This is a genomic window from Pantoea sp. OVA07A (assembly GCF_019969975.1).
In the GTDB taxonomy this organism is placed as follows: Bacteria; Pseudomonadota; Gammaproteobacteria; order Enterobacterales; family Enterobacteriaceae; genus Pantoea; species Pantoea agglomerans.
Genome location: NZ_JAHXYM010000006.1, coordinates 73,483 through 91,436 on the forward strand (window position 1 = coordinate 73,483; position 17,954 = coordinate 91,436).

Genomic DNA, 17,954 nt, shown 5'->3' on the forward strand with positions numbered 1-17,954 from the left:
TCAAAGCGTCTGGCTTGCCTTTATACTACCGCGCGGTTGTTTATAAACTGCTCAAACGACAACAGATGGGAAATTCCAGGTGAAGTTCGTAAAGTATTTATTGATCCTTGCAGTGTGTTGCATCCTGTTGGGAGCTGGCTCGATTTATGGTTTATACAAATACATAGAGCCACAGCTGCCCGACGTAAACACGCTGAAAGATGTGCGTCTGCAAACCCCTATGCAGGTTTACAGCGCCGATGGCGATCTGATCGCCCAGTATGGCGAAATGCGCCGTATTCCTTTGACCCTGCAGCAAGTGCCACCTGTGATGGTGAAAGCGTTTATTGCGACCGAAGATAGCCGTTTTTATGAGCACCATGGTGTTGATCCGGTGGGTATTTTCCGTGCGGCCAGCGTTGCGCTGGTCTCCGGTCACGCCTCACAGGGTGCCAGTACTATCACTCAGCAGCTGGCCCGTAACTTCTTCCTGAGCCCGGAACGCACCCTGATGCGTAAAATAAAGGAAGCGTTCCTGGCGATCCGCATTGAGCAGTTGCTGAACAAAGATGAAATCCTTGAGCTCTACCTGAATAAGATCTACCTCGGCTACCGTGCTTATGGCGTCGGCGCAGCCTCACAGGTCTATTTTGGTAAGCCGGTTGACCAGCTGTCGCTGAGTGAGATGGCGATGATTGCCGGTCTGCCGAAAGCCCCTTCCACCTTTAACCCGCTCTACTCGCCGAGTCGTGCCCTGTCACGCCGCAACGTGGTGCTGGCGCGTATGCTGGATCAGCATTACATCACGCAGCAGCAGTATGATGAGGCGCGTAACACGCCGCTGGTCGCGAAGTATCACGGTCCGGAAATCGCTTTCTCTGCCCCCTATCTCAGCGAGATGGTGCGTCAGGAGATGGTGAAACGCTACGGTGAGAATGCCTACACCGACGGTTACAAGGTCTACACCACCGTAACCCGTCGCCTGCAGGAAGCCGCGCAGACCTCCGTTCGCAATAACGTCATGGCCTACGATATGCGTCATGGCTATCGCGGCCCGACCAGCGTGCTGTGGAAAGTGGGTGAACCGGCCTGGGATCAGACGAAGATTGAGAAAGCGCTGAAGACGCTGCCGGTCTATGGTCCGCTCAATCCGGCAGTCGTAACGGAAGCGCGCAGCGATGAAGCGACCGTGATGCTGAAAGATGGCAGCAATGTGTCGCTGGCATTAGCGGGTGTGCGCTGGGCGCGTCCTTATAAGTCTGACACCGTGCAGGGCCCGACGCCGAAAAGCGTGACGCAGGTATTGCAGGCCGGCCAGCAGATCTGGGTGCGCAAAGTGGGTGATGAGTGGTGGCTGGGCCAGGTGCCGGATGTGAACTCGGCGCTGGTCTCGCTGGATCCGAATGATGGTGCGGTGCGCGCGCTGGTAGGCGGCTTTGCCTTTAACCAGAGCATGTTTAACCGTGCGACCCAGGCGCTGCGTCAGGTCGGCTCTAACATCAAGCCTTTCCTCTATACCGCCGCAATGGATCGCGGGCTGACGCTCGCCTCAATCCTTAACGATGTGCCGATTTCACGCTGGGATGCGGGTGCGGGTGCTGACTGGCGTCCCAAGAACTCACCGCCAACTTACGATGGTCCGATTCGTCTGCGTCAGGGTTTAGGCCAGTCGAAAAACGTGGTGATGGTGCGTGCGATGCGTGCGATGGGCGTGGATTACGCTGCTGAGTATCTGCAGCGCTTTGGTTTCCCGGCTCAGAACATTGTTCATACCGAATCGCTGGCATTAGGTGCGGCCTCGTTTACCCCGTTACAGGTGGTGCGCGGCTACTCCGTGATGGCGAATGGCGGCTTCCTGGTCGATCCTTACTTCATCACCCGGATTGAGAACGAACAGGGCGGCCTCGTATTTGAAGAGAAACCGAAGATCGCCTGCCCGCAGTGCAATCTGCCAGTGATCTATGGCGAGACCAAAAAAGCGCTGGCCCTGAATGAAGAGAGCGTCGAGAACGTTGCAGCCTCTAATAACAACCAGAATCAGGCCGTTCCTCAGCCTGAACTGGAGCAGGTTCCCGCTCAGGCACAACAGGGTGAGCAGCAATATGCACCGCACGTGATCAACACCCCGCTCACCTTCCTGATCAAGAGCGCGCTGAACAGTAACATCTTTGGCGAACCGGGCTGGATGGGAACAGGCTGGCGTGCCGGGCGTGACCTCAAGCGTAATGATATCGGCGGTAAAACCGGTACCACTAACAGCTCGAAAGATGCCTGGTTCTCGGGTTACGGCCCTGGCGTGGTCACCTCAGTCTGGATCGGCTTTGATGATGCTCGCCGCAATCTGGGCCGCAGCACGCTCTCCGGCGCCATTCCCGATCAGATTTCGGGCTATGAAGGCGGTGCTAAGAGCGCACAACCGGCATGGGATGAGTACATGAAGAGTGCGCTGGATGGTGTACCGGTGCAGCCGTTAACGCCGCCGGATGGTGTGGTCACCGTCACTATTGATCGCAGTACCGGCAAGCTGGCAAATGGGGGGGGTAACACCCGTCAGGAGTACTTCATCAATGGCACCCAGCCAACCGAATATTCGGTTCATGATGTGGGTACCACCATTATGGATAACGGTGAGAGTCACGAGCTGTTCTGATGTGACCCACGAAACCGCACTGTAAAAAAGGCCGACGTCAGTCGGCCTTTTTTTATTCAGTCACAGATGATATTCAGTAACTCAGCCGTCCCTGCTTCACCAGCCATTCGCGCGCCATAAACAGCGCACTGACATTACGTGCCTCGCGGAAATCGGGTTCATCCAGCAGCGACATCATATCGCTCAGCGGCCAGCGGTGGACAATCAGCGGCTCCGGCTCATCGCCTTCCAGCTTTTCAGCGTAAAGACCTTCCGCCACCACAATGTTCATTTTGCTGGAAAAGTAGGAGGGGGCCATGGTGAGTTTGCCCAGCGTTGTCAGCTGGTCAGCACCAAAACCGACCTCTTCTTTCAGTTCGCGAACCGCCGCTTCATTCACGGTTTCACCTGAATCGATCAGCCCCTTGGGGAAGCCGAGCTCGTAGGTTTCCAGTCCGACGGCATACTCCTGAATCAGGATCAGATGGTCATCAATAATCGGCACAATCATCACCGCTTCACGCTCTGAGGGCTTCATCCGCTCATAAACGCGATGCGCACCATTGCTGAAAGTCAGATCGACCGATTCAATGGTGAATAACCGTGAACGTGCCACGGCGGTGATATTGAGGATGTCAGGTTTTTTTGGAATTTTCATATCAGCCTCAAATTATTTTGCGCCGGCTATCTGGAGCGAATTAGCATACCTAACCACAGGCAATTGTGCGACAGTCAGACAATCACGTTATCGTTACACAGATTACATCGATTGAATAACAGCCTTTGGTTATCACTTAAGACTAAATTTGCATTAGTCAATATGCTGCGATAAGTTTCAGATAATACCGATATTTAATCCAGTCTGAGCCGGTTACCATTCGGACAAGGCAGGGTTTAACAAATGCTAATCAGATATACGCTGGCACTATTTCATCGGGTGTCTGACTCCTCAGGGTTATATAATCTTCCGGAATGCCTCTTTTATAGTGAGCATAATCGAAAGCGAAAGTTTAAAGTGAAGGCAGCATTTTGGCTGAATTGAGCAGAGCATGAGCACAATCTTGATGATCCTGGCCATAGTGCTGACCTGTTCAATCCTGGCAGGCATTGGGTTCTGGTACGCTATGCGGCATCGTCCGCCGTTGGCGAAACCTCTGCCATTTATCAGTCCGCCCTGTCGTAAACTCTCTGCTCAGGAGCGTGAGGCGGTTGATAAGTATGTCGCCGCGCTGGAAAAGCAGCCCCGTACCACGGTGACGACCGATAAGCGCAGCGCGTCCGAACGACTGACGCTGACGGCCCAGAGCAACAATGTCTACCCCGTTACCCGTGCGATTACCCGCTACGGACTCTCTACGGACGATCCCCATAAATGGCGCTACTACCTTGATGAAGTTGAAGTTCATCTGCCGCCGCTGTGGGAACAGTACATCGCCGACGAAAACTACGTTGAGTTAATCCGCACCCAATCTATTCCGCTGGTGATCTCGCTGAACGGCCACTCGCTGGTGGATTACGCCGTGGATCAGCAATCGCTGCCGACGCTGATGCGTCCGGTGTCGACCAACGCCTCTATCCGCAAAGCGGAAACGGAAAACGTCGAACTGCTGCAGGTGCGCAAAGAGACGCCGGAAGAGTATCGTCTGTCGCGACCAGATGGCACGCGTGAAGCGGTGCTCATCTCTCTTGCCTTCTTACTCTTCTTCTTCAGCCTGTTAGTCCCCGCAACGCTGATGATCTGGCTGGTGCTGACGGGTGCAGTCATGATTGCCGCCAGCCTGTGGCTGCTCTACCGCATTCCGGGTGAGCGCGGCCTGCGTGACATACACTGCCTGCGCGGCGCGCCAAAGCGCTGGGGCCTGTTCAGCGAATCGAACCAGGAGCAGAGCAATATCACACTGGGGATTATTGACCTCGCCTATCCACCACACTGGCAGCCTTATGTCGCGCACGATCTCGGACAGGTGACGGATGTGGAGATCTACCTTAACCGCCAGGTGGTGCGTCAGGGTCGCTTCCTGTCGCTGCAGGATGAAGTCAAAAACTTCCCTATTCAGCGCTGGCGGAAAAACGTGGTGCTGGCCTGCGGTTCACTGATGGTGCTGACCATGCTGGTCACCTGGATCCCGCTCGGCATGCCGATCAAGCTCAGTCTGGCCTGGGCCAGGGGCACCGACAGCCTGGAGGTCAGCAGCGTCGATAAACTCAGCAGCGTGCCCCTGAATATTGGCGACAACCTCAAAGTGAGCGGTACCGGCATGTGTTCAGTGCCGGACAACTATCAGAGCAACCGAAGTTACGCCTTCATGCCGTTCGACTGCTCGGCGGTCTACTGGAATAACGCCACGCCGTTGCCGCAGCCACAATCGGACATTATTGATAAAGCCGCTGCTCTGCTGGAGACCACCACAAAGCAGCTGCATCCGGAAACCAATACCGATCCTAAACTGAATCCGCAGCTGGCCTCCGCGATTCAGAAGTCCGGCATGATCCTGCTGGATGACTTCTCCGATCTGGTGATGAAAACGCAGGATCTCTGTAATCAGCCACAGGATTGTATGCGCCTGAAAAATGCGCTGGTGAACCTGGGCAATGCCAAAGACTGGGAAGCGCTGATGCGTCGCGCAGATTCCGGCCAGCTAAACGGCATGAATGTGCTGCTGCGGCCGGTCAGTGCTGAAGCCCTGGAAAACCTGGTCAATACCGCCACCTCGACCTTCTTTTTCCGCGAAACCCGTCGTGCAGCAGAAAATCTTAACAGCCCGCCGCCAGGGGGTTTTCTGATCGTCAGCGACGAGGGCCGCCAGCTGGTAAATCAGCCTCAGCCAACCGTGTCGCTGTTTGATCTCGATCCGCCCTCTCAGTGGCGCGAACTGCAACGTATCTCCGCCATGCTGCTGCATACGCCTTTCAGCGCCAGCGGCATCATCACCAGCATTTCAACGGATGCCAACGGCACGCGTCATATCGTGCTGCACAATGAACCGGATGCCATGGCGCAGTGGCGCTATCTCGGCACCGTATTGCTGCTGCTGGTGCTGTTAACCTGCGGTGTGATCAATGGGTTACTGGCGCTGCGCCGTATGCACCTTAATCGCCAGCGCATGATCGATATCCAGCACTATTACGACAAGTGCTTCAATCATAACCTCGGCACTTTGCAGAGCGTGCGCCCGATATTCTGAGCCCTGCCCTTCTGTGCTACCCTGTCGCCCGGTTTTTTTACAGGGTGAAACATCCGCATGCTCAACTGGTCTGAGATTGATACCGTGCTGCTCGACATGGATGGCACGCTGCTGGATTTGGCGTTTGATCGCCACTTCTGGCTGGAGCATGTGCCTGAACAACTCAGTCAGCAACGCGGCATCACCCGGGCGGAAGCCGAAGCGATCATCGCGGAAAAGTATCAGGCCGTCGCCCATACGCTAAACTGGTATTGTCTGGATTACTGGGCAGAAGCGCTGGCGCTGGACATCCGTGCCATGACCTGGGCGATGCGCAGCCGCATTGCGCTGCGTGACGATACGCTGCCTTTTTTGCAGGCTCTGCGCCGCGCGGGCAAGTCCACTATCCTGCTGACCAACGCGCATCCTTACAATCTGGACGTCAAACTGGCGCAGACAGGTTTAGCGCCGCACCTTGATTTATTACTTTCCACCCATACCTTTGGGTATCCGAAAGAAGACCAGCGTTTATGGCAGGCGGTACAACAGCACACCGGCTTTTCTGCGCCGCGCACGCTGTTTATCGATGATAGCGAAGTGATTCTGGATGCTGCGACGTCATGGGGCATCGGCGAGTGCTTAGGCGTAAAGAACCCCGATTCGGGTCGTCCTGAGCAAATCTTTCAGCGTCATCGCGCCACCGGCGACTACCGGACGCTGATCTGAGTCAGGAGCAGCAATGAAGAAAGAGAAAAGCAGCGAAGAGGTACGCCTCGACAAATGGCTGTGGGCCGCGCGCTTTTACAAAACCCGGGCGATTGCGCGGGAGATGATTGAAGGCGGCAAAGTGCATTACAACGGCCAGCGCAGCAAACCCGGCAAGGTGGTAGAGCTGAATGCGGAACTGACACTGCGTCAGGGCAATGATGAACGCACCGTGGTGGTGGCGGACATCAGCGCTCAGCGCCGTCCGGCCAGCGAGGCCCAGCAGCTCTATCGCGAAACCGATGCCAGCATTGAAAAACGCGAAAAAATGGCGCAGGCGCGCAAAATGAATGCGCTGACTATGCCCCATCCCGATCGGCGACCTGACAAAAAAGAACGTCGCGATTTGATGAAGTTTAAATTATCGGGCGATGAATAACGCCGTCTTAGCTGACGCGCCATCGCCCCGTACCAGTGAGAGAAAAAATATGTCAGCCCAGGATCAACTGCACCGTTATCTGTTTGAAAATGCCGCCGTGCGCGGCGAGCTGGTGAACGTCTCTGACACCTGGCGTGAAACCGTAAAGAACCATGACTATCCGGCACCGGTTAAAACGCTGCTGGGTGAGATGCTGGTCGCCACCAGCCTGCTGACTGCCACGCTGAAGTTTGATGGCGAAATCACCGTGCAATTGCAGGGTGACGGTCCGCTGTCGCTGGCGGTGATCAACGGCAACAACAACCAGGAACTGCGCGGCGTAGCGCGTATCAAAGGCGACATCCCGGACGACAGTACTCTGAAAAGCATGGTGGGCAATGGCTATCTGGTAATCACCATTTCCCCTGAAAAGGGCGAACGTTATCAGGGTGTAGTGGGACTGGAAGGTGAAACCCTGGCGGAGTGCCTGGAAGATTACTTCATGCGCTCAGAGCAGCTGCCAACGCGGCTGTTTATCCGCACCAGCGACAAAGGCGCCGCGGGTATTCTGCTGCAGGTGATGCCTGCGCAGGATACGGAGAAAGAGGTTTTCGACCATCTGGCAACGCTGACCGAAACCATTAAAACGGAAGAGCTGATCGATCTGCCTGCGAATGAAGCGCTGTGGCGTCTCTACCATCAGGAAGAGGTCACCCTCTACGATCCGCAGCCGGTGATCTACAAATGCACCTGCTCGCGTGAGCGCTGTGGCGAAGTACTGACCACGCTGCCGCAGGAAGAGGTGGATGAGATCATCGCGGAAGATGGCAAAATCGACATGCACTGCGACTATTGCGGCTCAAACTACGTGTTTGACGCCGTCGATATCGCCGGTATTCGCAGCCACTCCCTTGAGAATAATAACCAGCTTCACTGATTTATCGGGCGGCTTCTGCCGCCCCTTCCCCGCCGCCCATGCCTATCCCCATAATTTTTCAGACAAATTATCTTTTTTTACTTTCATAACATCTTTTAAACGTTCGAAACATAGCCTTAACGCGCCCTGAGTCGCATTTTTAGATCACTGCCCTTTTTCCCTTAACGCAGAAGAGTAAACTGCGCGCGATCGTGCAAACGCCCGGAAGTCAGAGGCAGATGCCCTGAATTGCCCGGTGATCTTTGCAGGCTGTCGTGACGAAGCGCAGTCGACTGTCAGTGATTTGCCGCACCCGATACAACAGCCGGTGGCACGATCCCAACCTATCTCTGCTTTGCAGAACAGACACCGATTTAAGGAGCAGTAAAATGCGCGTTAACGGCCTGACCTCGCAAGACCTTGCCGCTTTGGGCATCGTGGATACCACGGAAGTGGTTTACAACCCTGATTACGACACGCTTTTTCAGGAAGAGACGCGCCCGGACCTCGAAGGTTTTGCTCGTGGCACCCTGACGCAGAGCGGCGCGATTGCAGTAGACACCGGGATTTTCACCGGGCGATCGCCAAAGGATAAGTACATTGTGCGTGACGACACCACGCGCGATACCCTGTGGTGGAACGACCAGGGCACCGGCAAAAACGACAATCAGCCCCTGTCGCAGGAGACCTGGAACGCGCTGAAAAGCTGCGTCACCCGCCAGCTTTCCGGCAAGCGCCTGTTTGTGGTGGATGCGTTCTGTGGTGCCAATGCCGATTCCCGTCTGAGCGTACGTTTTGTCACCGAAGTGGCCTGGCAGGCACACTTCGTGAAGAACATGTTCATCCAGCCTGACGACGCTGAACTGGTCGAATTCACTCCCGACTTTATGGTGATGAACGGCGCCAAATGCACCAATCCAGACTGGCAGGCGCAGGGTCTTCACTCTGAAAACTTTGTCGCCTTCAATCTGACTGAACGCATGCAGCTGATTGGCGGAACCTGGTACGGCGGCGAGATGAAGAAAGGTCTGTTCGCCATCATGAACTACCTGCTGCCGCTGAAAGGCATCGCCTCAATGCACTGCTCAGCAAACGTGGGTAAAGCGGGCGATGTGGCGGTCTTCTTTGGCCTCTCGGGCACCGGTAAAACCACACTCTCTACCGATCCTGACCGCCAGCTGATCGGTGACGATGAGCACGGCTGGGACGATGATGGCGTGTTTAACTTCGAGGGCGGTTGTTACGCCAAAACCATCAACCTCTCTGAGCAGGCTGAGCCGGAGATCTACCGCGCCATTCGCCGCAATGCGCTGCTGGAAAATGTGGTGGTTCGCGAAGATGGCAGCGTCGATTATGACGACGGCAGCAAAACCGAAAACACCCGCGTCTCCTATCCGATCAATCACATCGACAATATCGTGCAGCCGGTCTCAAAAGCGGGCCACGCGAAGAAAGTGATTTTCCTGACCGCCGATGCGTTTGGCGTGCTGCCGCCGGTTTCACGTCTGACGCCGGAGCAGACGCAGTATCATTTCCTGTCAGGTTTCACCGCCAAACTGGCGGGGACCGAGCGTGGCGTCACTGAGCCGACCCCCACCTTCTCCGCCTGTTTCGGCGCGGCGTTCCTGATGCTGCATCCGACGCAGTATGCGGAAGTGCTGGTGAAACGGATGGAGGCGTCCGGTGCGCAGGCTTATCTGGTCAATACCGGCTGGAACGGCAGCGGCAAACGCATCTCACTGAAGAATACCCGCGCCATTATCAATGCCATTCTGGCGGGTGAGCTGGATGATGCGCCGATGGAAACGCTGCCGATCTTTAATCTGCAGATGCCGGTTACGCTGGGCGAACTGGATAGTGATACGCTCGATCCGCGTCGTAGCTGGGAGAGTGAGGAGAAGTGGACCGCCGCCGCCGAAGGTCTGGCGCAGCGTTTTATTGATAACTTCGACAAGTACACGGATAACGCCGCAGGTGCTGCGCTGGTGAAAGCTGGCCCGCAACGCTAAAAGAAGCGGCGCGGCAATGAAACTGCCGCGCCGTTTTTATCATCCCGACACGCTGTTGCTGCCGTTGTTGTGGCTCAGCGCCATGCTTTCCACTAACGGCAACCAGGCACGAATGCGTAAACCGCCGCGTTCGCTCTCGCCAATCTCCAGCGAGCCCTGATGGGCATCGATGATACGCTGCACGATCGCCAGGCCCAGACCGGTTCCGCTGGTGCTGCGGGCGCTGTCGCCGCGCACAAAGGGCTGGAACAGATGCGCCAGCTGATCCGGCTTAATGCCTGGTCCATCATCTTCCACCTGGAACCAGGCACGATGCAGTTCCCGTCCGCTGCTGACCCTGATCCAGCCATTACCGTATCGCGCGGCATTGACCACCAGGTTAGCCAGTGCCCGTTTAATCGACAGCGGGTTGATATCCAGCATTAACTCTTCCGGCATCACCGCATTTTCGATCTCACGTTCATAGCCGCTTTCAGCGGCCACCACTTCGCCCAGCACACTGTTAAGGTCGGCGCGCTCAGTCTGCATCTCCTGACCGGTACGCAGGTAGTCGATGAACTGTTCGATAATGGCGTTGCACTCTTCGATATCTTTATTAATCGATTCGGCCAGGTAGCCATCCTGCTCGCTCATCATCTCGGTGGCGAGACGAATACGGGTCAGCGGCGTTCGCAAATCGTGGCTGACGCCCGCCATTAACAGCGTGCGGTCATCCGCCAGCTGCTTCACCCCGGCCGCCATCTGGTTAAAGGCGCGGGTCACCGATCGCACTTCTGACGCGCCATACTCGCGCAGCGGCGGCGGAATAATCCCGCGCCCGACCTGCAGGGCGGCGTGCTCCAGATCCACCAGCGGTCGGTTCTGGATGCGGATAAACAGCCAGGCACCGCCAATCGCCAGCAGCATAATCGCCAGGGTGTAGCGGAACAGCGGCGAGAAGTCGCCCTGATGAATCTCAGTCAGCGGCACCCGTACCCAGATATCGGGCGACAGCCAGGTTTTCAGCCAGACGACGGGCGAGTTTTTGTTAACCTCAACCCGCACATCGGTGGGACCGCCAAGCTGCTGGCCCATCTGCTCGCTCAGGAATTCATAGTGCTGCGCCCATCGTAATCCGCTCTCCTCTGCTGCTGCATTGGTGTAGAGCGAGATCCCCAGTTCGCGGTAGATTTCCCGGCGAAACGCCGGTGGCACTTCCAGCTGCGTGCCATCTTCCAGCTGCAACCGGTCGGTCATCAGCATACGAACTTCGTAAGCGAGCACCTTATTGAACTGTTGCAGGCTGGGAAGAATGGCGAAGTTCAGCACCACCAGATAGGTCGTTACCAGGCTGACAAACAGCAGGGTAACGATCAGCAGCAGGGTGCGGGCAAACGAACTGCGAGGCGAGAAGCGCAGTCGCTTCATGCTTTACTGCCGTCCGGCACAAAGACGTAGCCCAGACCCCAGACGGTCTGGATATAACGCGGATGCGCAGGATCCTCTTCCACCATGCGACGCAGGCGGGAGATTTGGACGTCAATCGAACGTTCCATGGCGCTGTATTCACGGCCACGCGCCAGGTTCATCAGCTTATCGCGAGACAGCGGCTCACGTGGATGGCTGACCAGTGCTTTCAGCACCGCAAACTCACCGCTGGTCAGCGGCATCGGCTCATCTTCACGGAACATCTCGCGGGTGCCGAGGTTAAGTTTGAACTTACCAAAGGCGATGATCGCCTCTTCCTGCGAAGGCGCGCCTGGCAGTTCATTAGCCTGACGGCGCAGCACCGCACGGATGCGCGCCAGCAGCTCACGCGGGTTAAAGGGTTTAGGAATATAGTCGTCAGCGCCGATTTCCAGCCCCACGATACGATCCACCTCTTCGCCCTTGGCGGTCACCATAATAATCGGCATCGGGTTGCTCTGACTGCGCAGACGACGGCAGATAGAGAGACCATCCTCGCCTGGCAACATCAGGTCGAGCACCATCAGATGAAAGGATTCACGGGTTAACAGACGATCCATCTGCTCGGCATTAGCGACACTGCGCACCTGAAAGCCCTGCTCGGTGAGATAGCGTTCAAGCAGTGCACGCAGACGCATATCATCATCGACGACCAGAATTTTGTAGTTCTCTTGCATTTTCAACTCCCAAAGGCGCTATTGCCTGAGCCAACATTGTTAAAAAAAGATGCCTTATAGTGACAGTCATTAATGGTTTATATTCTAGCCAAAATTGTTACAAAGCATATTAAACAGGAGCTTATATTTGATTTAAGGCGATTTCGGGTCAGTTTTAACGCGTCTGGCGCTGCCCGGCCCCTGTTACGGCAAATCTGAAAAAACGGCTCTGTTTCTCTGAATCGCTGGCGTCAGAAGCGGGCCAGTTTTTATTCGATGAACGAATTCAGCAAGTTAGCAGACAATTTGACTTAATGATCAGCCATCATTGTGGATAAGCTCCAGATAATCTACCTCAACAGCAGTCAGGCAGCATAATATTCCAGCAAACCTGCGTAACGCCCCACTCTCCTCTCGGATTAGTTTCAGCGGTGCCACCAGCAAGGCCAGTTGAAATTAAAGTCCGTTAAATCAATCAGTAAAGCCAACTTTTCGCCTTCTCCGTTTTCAACCAGACTGCTCAGGCAACATTCGATGTCTCAACGGGGATTACACACAATGAAAAAAACAATTTTACTGCTGAGCGCGCTGGCATTAAGCAGCGTCACTCCAGCTTATGCTGCCACAGCCACCGGTGAAGCAGCTGGCGCAGCGGCAACCACCACAGCACAAGGTAACTCTAACGCCATCGGTGTTGGCGCAGTCGCAGCCCTGCTGGGCGTTGCGCTGGCCACCATGGGCGGCGGCGGCGGTGACGGTCACAGCACCGGTACATCGACCACCACGGCGACTCACGCCGGTAAATAAGTATCACGACTTCTTTTACAGCTTCAGATTACTGGCTTCAGATTGTTGTTCAGCACCAACCCTTTCGCCGCCGGGGAAGTCAACGTGGGTTTTTAGCCTTTAAAAACCCTTTCCCCGCCCTTTTTTGCCGCGCCCCCTTTGTCTTACACTGTTCCTCTTTGGATCTCTCTGGCCGGTATAGCATGAAAACCCGACTCATTACCCGCGAAGGCTTCGATAAGCTGAAAGCAGAACTCGACTATCTCTGGCGTGAAGAGCGACCGGAAGTGACAAAAAAAGTCACCTGGGCCGCCAGTCTTGGCGATCGCAGTGAAAATGCCGATTATCAGTACAACAAAAAACGGCTGCGTGAAATCGACCGTCGCGTTCGCTATCTGACCAAAAGTCTTGAACAGCTGCGTATCGTTGACTATTCACCCCAGCAGGATGGCAAAGTCTTCTTTGGCGCCTGGGTGGAAATTGAAAACGATGAGGGCGACCTCAAACGCTTCCGCATTGTGGGCTACGATGAGATTTTTGGCCGCAAAGATTACATCTCCATCGACTCGCCCATGGCGCGGGCGCTGCTGAAAAAAGAGGTCGGCGATGCCGCCACCGTCGAGACGCCAGTGGGGCCGGCGCTGTGGTATATCAACGCGATTGACTACCCGCAATAACCCTTCAGATTATCGCTGAAAGCCGCCCGCGTCTCTGGCAATTTTAACCATCAATCCGTATAACTGTCGGCTATTTCTCAACCCGGAAAGCAAGACAATCCTGATGATGAAAGTTCTGAGCCAGATAATTGCCAGTGAGCTCCAGGCGCGTCCAGAGCAAGTTGACGCCGCCGTTCGCCTGCTGGATGAAGGGAATACCGTGCCGTTTATCGCACGCTATCGTAAAGAGGTCACCGGCGGGCTGGATGATACCCAGTTGCGCCAGCTGGAAACCCGCCTCAGCTATCTGCGTGAACTTGAAGAGCGACGCCAGTCGATTCTGAAGTCGATTGACGATCAGGGGAAACTCACTGACGACCTCGCCCGCGCGATCAACACCACCCTCAGCAAAACCGAGCTTGAAGATCTCTACCTGCCCTACAAACAGAAACGCCGGACGCGTGGACAGATCGCTATCGAAGCGGGTCTGGAGCCGCTGGCGGAGACGCTGTGGCAGGAGCCGTCTCACATTCCTGAGCAGCTTGCCGAACAGTATGTCGATGCCGACAAAGGCGTCGCCGACGTCCGTGCCGCGCTGGATGGTGCCCGCTACATTCTGATGGAGCGTTTCGCTGAAGATGCCGCGCTGCTGGCGAAGGTGCGTAATTACCTGTGGAAAAATGCCCATCTGGTGTCACGCGTGGTGGAAGGCAAAGAGGAAGCGGGCGCGAAGTTCCGCGACTACTTTGATCACCATGAAGCGCTGAGCGGCGTGCCGTCGCACCGTGCGCTGGCGATGCTGCGTGGCCGCAACGAAGGCGTGCTGCAACTGTCGCTGAATGCCGATCCGCAGTTTGATGAAGCACCGCGTGAGAGCCACGGCGAAACGCTGATTGCTGAGCACCTGAACCTGCGCCTGAATAACGCTCCTGCCGACAGCTGGCGTAAAGCGGTGGTGAGCTGGACGTGGCGCATCAAGGTGATGCTGCATCTGGAAACGGAGCTGATGGGCACGGTGCGCGAACGCGCAGAAGATGAAGCGATTAACGTCTTTGCCCGCAACCTGCACGATCTGCTGATGGCCGCTCCCGCCGGTATGCGCGCCACCATGGGGCTGGACCCAGGCCTGCGCACCGGTGTCAAAGTGGCGGTGGTCGATGCCACCGGCAAGGTCGTCGCGACCGATACCGTCTATCCGCATACCGGCCAGACCGCGAAAGCCGCGGCCGCCGTAGCGGCACTCTGCATTAAGCATCAGGTTGAGCTGGTGGCGATTGGCAACGGCACCGCTTCACGTGAAACTGAGCGCTTCTTCCTGGATCTGCAGCAGCAGTTCCCGCAGGTCACGGCGCAAAAAGTGATTGTCAGTGAAGCTGGCGCATCTGTCTATTCGGCCTCTGAACTGGCGGCGCTGGAGTTCCCGGATCTCGATGTTTCGCTGCGCGGCGCGGTGTCGATTGCCCGACGTTTGCAGGATCCGCTGGCTGAGCTGGTGAAAATCGACCCGAAATCGATCGGTGTGGGTCAGTATCAGCATGACGTCAGTCAGAGCCAGCTGGCGAAGAAACTCGACGCGGTAGTGGAAGATTGCGTGAACGCCGTCGGCGTTGACCTCAACACCGCCTCGGTGCCGCTGCTGACCCGCGTGGCGGGCCTGACGCGCATGATGGCGCAGAATATTGTCGGCTGGCGTGATGAGCATGGCCGCTTCCAGAACCGTCAGCAGTTGCTGAAAGTGAGCCGTCTTGGGCCAAAAGCCTTTGAGCAGTGTGCGGGCTTCCTGCGCATCAACCATGGCGATAACCCGCTGGATGCCTCGACTGTGCATCCGGAAGCCTACCCGGTGGTGGAGCGCATCCTGGCCGCCACCGAGCAGGCACTGAGCGATCTGATGGGCAACGCAGGCAGCCTGCGTAATCTCAGCGCCCGCGATTTCATTGATGAACGTTTTGGTCTGCCGACCGTCACCGACATCATGAAAGAGCTTGAGAAGCCGGGCCGCGATCCGCGTCCTGAGTTTAAAACTGCACAGTTCGCTGAAGGCGTAGAGACGCTGAACGATCTGACGCCGGGCATGATCCTCGAAGGTGCCGTCACTAACGTGACCAACTTCGGTGCATTTGTGGATATCGGCGTGCATCAGGATGGCCTGGTGCATATCTCTTCGCTCTCCGATCGCTTCGTGGAAGATCCGCATCAGGTGGTGAAAGCGGGCGATATCGTCAAAGTGAAAGTGATGGAGGTCGATCTCCAGCGCAAGCGTATTGCCCTGACCATGCGTCTTGATGAGCAGCCAGGCGAAGGCAATGCCCGTGGTGGCGCGAAAAACGCTGCTCCGCGCGAGGAGAAACGTCAGAACACCGCGAAAGGTCGTCCGCGTCCGGTCAGCTCGTCAGCAGGTAACAGTGCGATGGGTGATGCGCTGGCTGCGGCTTTCGGTAAAAAACGCTAAGCTTTTCAGGGGGCCACTGCCTGGCCCCCTCTTCACACCCTTCTCCCCGGTTGAAAATCCCCGCCATCGCGCTACGCTAAAAAGACGCCTGTCATAAAAACAACACCTGCTGTGGCACCCAATTCACGATGGAAACGATCACCGATCTGATTGATAAGATTTATGCTGGCACATTTCCGGAGGCGACCTTTGCGCGCCTGCTGGCTGACATCGCCACCGCCCGCGAGGCCATTAAGCTGCCGCGCAAGGCACACTGGGATGAGCAGGATGTGGTGCTGATCACCTATGCCGATCAGTTTCGCGAAGCCGATAAACCCACGCTCAGCACCTTTTCCCGGTTCTATCAGCAGCACCTGCAATCCACGTTTCCGCTGGTTCACCTGCTGCCCTTTTTCCCCTGGTCGTCCGATGACGGCTTTTCGGTGATTGATTACCATCAGGTCGATCCGCTGTGCGGCGACTGGCAGGACATTGCGCGGCTGCATCAGGAAACCCGGCTGATGTTCGATTTTGTCTGCAACCATATGTCGGCACACAGCGCCTGGTTCAGCCACTTCCTGGCGCAGGATCCCGGCTGGGACGATTTCTTTATCAGTATGCCGCCCGCCACCGATCTCAGCGCCGTGACGCGTCCGCGCACCTCGCCGCTGCTGACGCCGTTTAAAATGGCGGATGGCGAAACCCGCTTTATCTGGACCACTTTCAGCGCTGACCAGATCGACCTCAACTTTGCCAATCCTGAGGTGCTGCTGCGCATGGTCAATGTGCTGCTCGACTACCTGAAACGCGGCGCTGACTATGTGCGTCTTGATGCGGTCGGCTATATGTGGAAAACGCCCGGCACGCGCTGTATTCATCTGGAAAAGACCCATCAGCTGGTGAAGCTGTTTCGCGCTATTGCCGACCAGGTTGCGCCAGGCACGGTGATTATCACCGAGACCAACGTGCCGCATCAGGACAACATCAGCTATCTGGGCAACGGGCACGATGAGGCGCAGATGGTCTATCAGTTTTCACTGCCGCCGCTGGTACTGCATGCGATTCACACCGGCTCGGCGCGCGCACTGCGGCAGTGGGCGAGCGCTCTGGATCTCAGCAGCAACGACACCACCTTTTTCAACTTTCTGGCGTCACACGACGGCATCGGCCTTAATCCGGCGCGCGGCATTTTGTCTGAAGTAGAGATTTTGGCGCTGGTGCGCGATCTGGCGCTGGAAGGCGCGCTGGTCTCCTATAAAAACAACCCTGACGGCACCACCAGCCCCTATGAAATCAACGTCACCTATCTGGATGCGCTCAACCGTGAAGATGACGATGACGCCACGCGGCTGAAACGTTTTTTGCTGGCCCATGCGATTCTGCTGGTCTTTCCCGGCGTGCCTGCCATCTATATCCAGAGCATTCTGGGTGGTCGTAACCATTACGATGGCGTGCGCGCCGCCGGACACAACCGGGCGATTAATCGGCAGAAGTATGATTTACAGCAGATAGAAGCGGATCTGGCGGGCGGTAACTGGCTGCGCCAGCAGGTCTATACCCGGCTCGGGCAACTGATTCAGCTGCGTCGTCGTCAGCCTGCGTTTCACCCGGATAATCCGATGACGCTTTATGAGAGCGAAAACGCCGTGCTGGTGCTCAGACGTCATCAGCCAGAAAGCGGCGACGGGCTGCTGTGCGTGTTTAATCTCAGTGGACGGTCAGTGGAGACGCAATTACCGGTGGCGCATACGTTGCAGGATGTGGTGAGCGGAGAGAAAATTGATGGCACCCAGCCGGTCAAGCTGGATGCCTGGCAGTTCATGTGGCTACGTTAATTACTTGTAGACTTCAGCCGTTGCGCTGAATTTACCGTGTTCGCGGCCTGCGATCACGCGGTAATATTTACCGCCCTTTTCGTCAGCGAGCTTCGACAACACTTTCTTAGCATCCATTGGCGAGGTGGTTTCCGCCGTGGTGTTAACGTTGCCGATCTTTTGCAGGTTCATTGTTTTAACTTCTTCCTGGGTGACTTCTTTCGCTGCCATCGCAGAAAATGAAATCGCGCCCATCATCATTGAAGCCACAACCCATTTAAAAACCTTCATTATGTTTACCCTCATTCATGATCCATTGTGAGATGTAAGCAGCCGCTAAACGCG

14 protein-coding genes are annotated in these 17,954 nt (G+C 56.1%); 10 read left to right on the forward strand and 4 right to left on the reverse strand.

Going from position 1 to position 17,954, the window contains the following annotated elements; translation table 11 throughout:
• The first annotated feature begins 79 nt into the window (after window positions 1–79).
• Window positions 80–2,629, forward strand: coding sequence for a peptidoglycan glycosyltransferase/peptidoglycan DD-transpeptidase MrcA (gene mrcA / locus LC417_RS18255; protein WP_022624040.1), 2,550 nt, complete (start codon window positions 80–82; stop codon window positions 2,627–2,629).
• Window positions 2,630–2,702: 73 nt separating this feature from the next.
• On the opposite strand, the gene nudE is transcribed toward mrcA, so the two are convergent.
• Window positions 2,703–3,266: an ADP compounds hydrolase NudE gene (gene nudE / locus LC417_RS18260; protein ID WP_010253151.1), complete on the reverse strand. Its 564-nt coding sequence runs from the start codon at window positions 3,264–3,266 to the stop codon at window positions 2,703–2,705.
• A gap of 391 nt (window positions 3,267–3,657) precedes the next feature.
• Between nudE and LC417_RS18265 the strand changes: the two genes are divergently transcribed.
• From LC417_RS18265 to pckA, 5 genes are all read left to right on the forward strand, one after another.
• Window positions 3,658–5,793 (forward strand): intracellular growth attenuator family protein, encoded by a 2,136-nt coding sequence (locus tag LC417_RS18265; RefSeq protein WP_010253154.1) that lies wholly within the window; start codon window positions 3,658–3,660, stop codon window positions 5,791–5,793.
• Between the two features lie 57 nt (window positions 5,794–5,850).
• A complete protein-coding gene (yrfG, locus tag LC417_RS18270) occupies window positions 5,851–6,498 on the forward strand; it encodes a GMP/IMP nucleotidase (protein ID WP_010671561.1) in 648 nt (215 codons plus the stop codon).
• 13 nt (window positions 6,499–6,511) lie between these two features.
• Entirely contained in the window at window positions 6,512–6,916 is a 405-nt protein-coding gene (gene hslR / locus LC417_RS18275; RefSeq protein ID WP_010253159.1) for a ribosome-associated heat shock protein Hsp15, read from the forward strand.
• Window positions 6,917–6,965: 49 nt separating this feature from the next.
• On the forward strand, window positions 6,966–7,832 hold the full coding sequence (hslO, locus tag LC417_RS18280) for an Hsp33 family molecular chaperone HslO (RefSeq protein WP_010671560.1): 867 nt from the start codon (window positions 6,966–6,968) through the stop codon (window positions 7,830–7,832).
• Between the two features lie 368 nt (window positions 7,833–8,200).
• On the forward strand, window positions 8,201–9,820 hold the full coding sequence (gene pckA / locus LC417_RS18285; protein ID WP_223566212.1) for a phosphoenolpyruvate carboxykinase (ATP): 1,620 nt from the start codon (window positions 8,201–8,203) through the stop codon (window positions 9,818–9,820).
• 39 nt (window positions 9,821–9,859) lie between these two features.
• Here pckA and envZ read toward each other — a convergent pair whose 3' ends face one another.
• Window positions 9,860–11,227 (reverse strand): two-component system sensor histidine kinase EnvZ, encoded by a 1,368-nt coding sequence (gene envZ / locus LC417_RS18290; RefSeq protein ID WP_010253168.1) that lies wholly within the window; start codon window positions 11,225–11,227, stop codon window positions 9,860–9,862.
• Complete coding sequence (ompR, locus tag LC417_RS18295) at window positions 11,224–11,943, reverse strand: two-component system response regulator OmpR (protein WP_003853014.1); 720 nt, start codon at window positions 11,941–11,943, stop codon at window positions 11,224–11,226. Before ompR ends, envZ begins: the two co-directional genes overlap by 4 nt.
• Before the next feature lie 537 nt (window positions 11,944–12,480).
• On the opposite strand from ompR, the gene yjbE reads away from it, so the two are divergent.
• From yjbE to LC417_RS18315, 4 genes are all read left to right on the forward strand, one after another.
• Window positions 12,481–12,729 (forward strand): exopolysaccharide production protein YjbE, encoded by a 249-nt coding sequence (yjbE, locus tag LC417_RS18300; protein ID WP_010253177.1) that lies wholly within the window; start codon window positions 12,481–12,483, stop codon window positions 12,727–12,729.
• Window positions 12,730–12,911: 182 nt separating this feature from the next.
• Window positions 12,912–13,385 (forward strand): transcription elongation factor GreB, encoded by a 474-nt coding sequence (gene greB, locus LC417_RS18305; protein WP_010253180.1) that lies wholly within the window; start codon window positions 12,912–12,914, stop codon window positions 13,383–13,385.
• A gap of 103 nt (window positions 13,386–13,488) precedes the next feature.
• Window positions 13,489–15,816, forward strand: coding sequence for a Tex family protein (locus LC417_RS18310; RefSeq protein WP_033759014.1), 2,328 nt, complete (start codon window positions 13,489–13,491; stop codon window positions 15,814–15,816).
• A gap of 128 nt (window positions 15,817–15,944) precedes the next feature.
• The gene (locus LC417_RS18315) at window positions 15,945–17,630 is read left to right on the forward strand and encodes an alpha-amylase family glycosyl hydrolase (RefSeq protein ID WP_223564599.1); all 1,686 of its coding nucleotides are present in this window, start codon (window positions 15,945–15,947) and stop codon (window positions 17,628–17,630) included.
• On the opposite strand, the gene LC417_RS18320 is transcribed toward LC417_RS18315, so the two are convergent.
• Window positions 17,631–17,900, reverse strand: a complete 270-nt coding sequence (locus LC417_RS18320) for a YdgH/BhsA/McbA-like domain containing protein (protein ID WP_010671554.1) — start codon at window positions 17,898–17,900, stop codon at window positions 17,631–17,633.
• Window positions 17,901–17,954 lie beyond the last annotated feature (54 nt).

Coding starts and splice junctions, on each gene's coding strand:
- nudE (WP_010253151.1), bottom strand. CDS start 3,266: ATGAAAATTCCAAAAAAACCTGACATCCTCAATATCACCGCCGTGGCA.
- LC417_RS18265 (WP_010253154.1), top strand. CDS start 3,658: ATGAGCACAATCTTGATGATCCTGGCCATAGTGCTGACCTGTTCAATC.
- yrfG (WP_010671561.1), top strand. CDS start 5,851: ATGCTCAACTGGTCTGAGATTGATACCGTGCTGCTCGACATGGATGGC.
- hslR (WP_010253159.1), top strand. CDS start 6,512: ATGAAGAAAGAGAAAAGCAGCGAAGAGGTACGCCTCGACAAATGGCTG.
- hslO (WP_010671560.1), top strand. CDS start 6,966: ATGTCAGCCCAGGATCAACTGCACCGTTATCTGTTTGAAAATGCCGCC.
- pckA (WP_223566212.1), top strand. CDS start 8,201: ATGCGCGTTAACGGCCTGACCTCGCAAGACCTTGCCGCTTTGGGCATC.
- envZ (WP_010253168.1), bottom strand. CDS start 11,227: ATGAAGCGACTGCGCTTCTCGCCTCGCAGTTCGTTTGCCCGCACCCTG.
- ompR (WP_003853014.1), bottom strand. CDS start 11,943: ATGCAAGAGAACTACAAAATTCTGGTCGTCGATGATGATATGCGTCTG.
- yjbE (WP_010253177.1), top strand. CDS start 12,481: ATGAAAAAAACAATTTTACTGCTGAGCGCGCTGGCATTAAGCAGCGTC.
- greB (WP_010253180.1), top strand. CDS start 12,912: ATGAAAACCCGACTCATTACCCGCGAAGGCTTCGATAAGCTGAAAGCA.
- LC417_RS18310 (WP_033759014.1), top strand. CDS start 13,489: ATGATGAAAGTTCTGAGCCAGATAATTGCCAGTGAGCTCCAGGCGCGT.
- LC417_RS18315 (WP_223564599.1), top strand. CDS start 15,945: ATGGAAACGATCACCGATCTGATTGATAAGATTTATGCTGGCACATTT.
- LC417_RS18320 (WP_010671554.1), bottom strand. CDS start 17,900: ATGAAGGTTTTTAAATGGGTTGTGGCTTCAATGATGATGGGCGCGATT.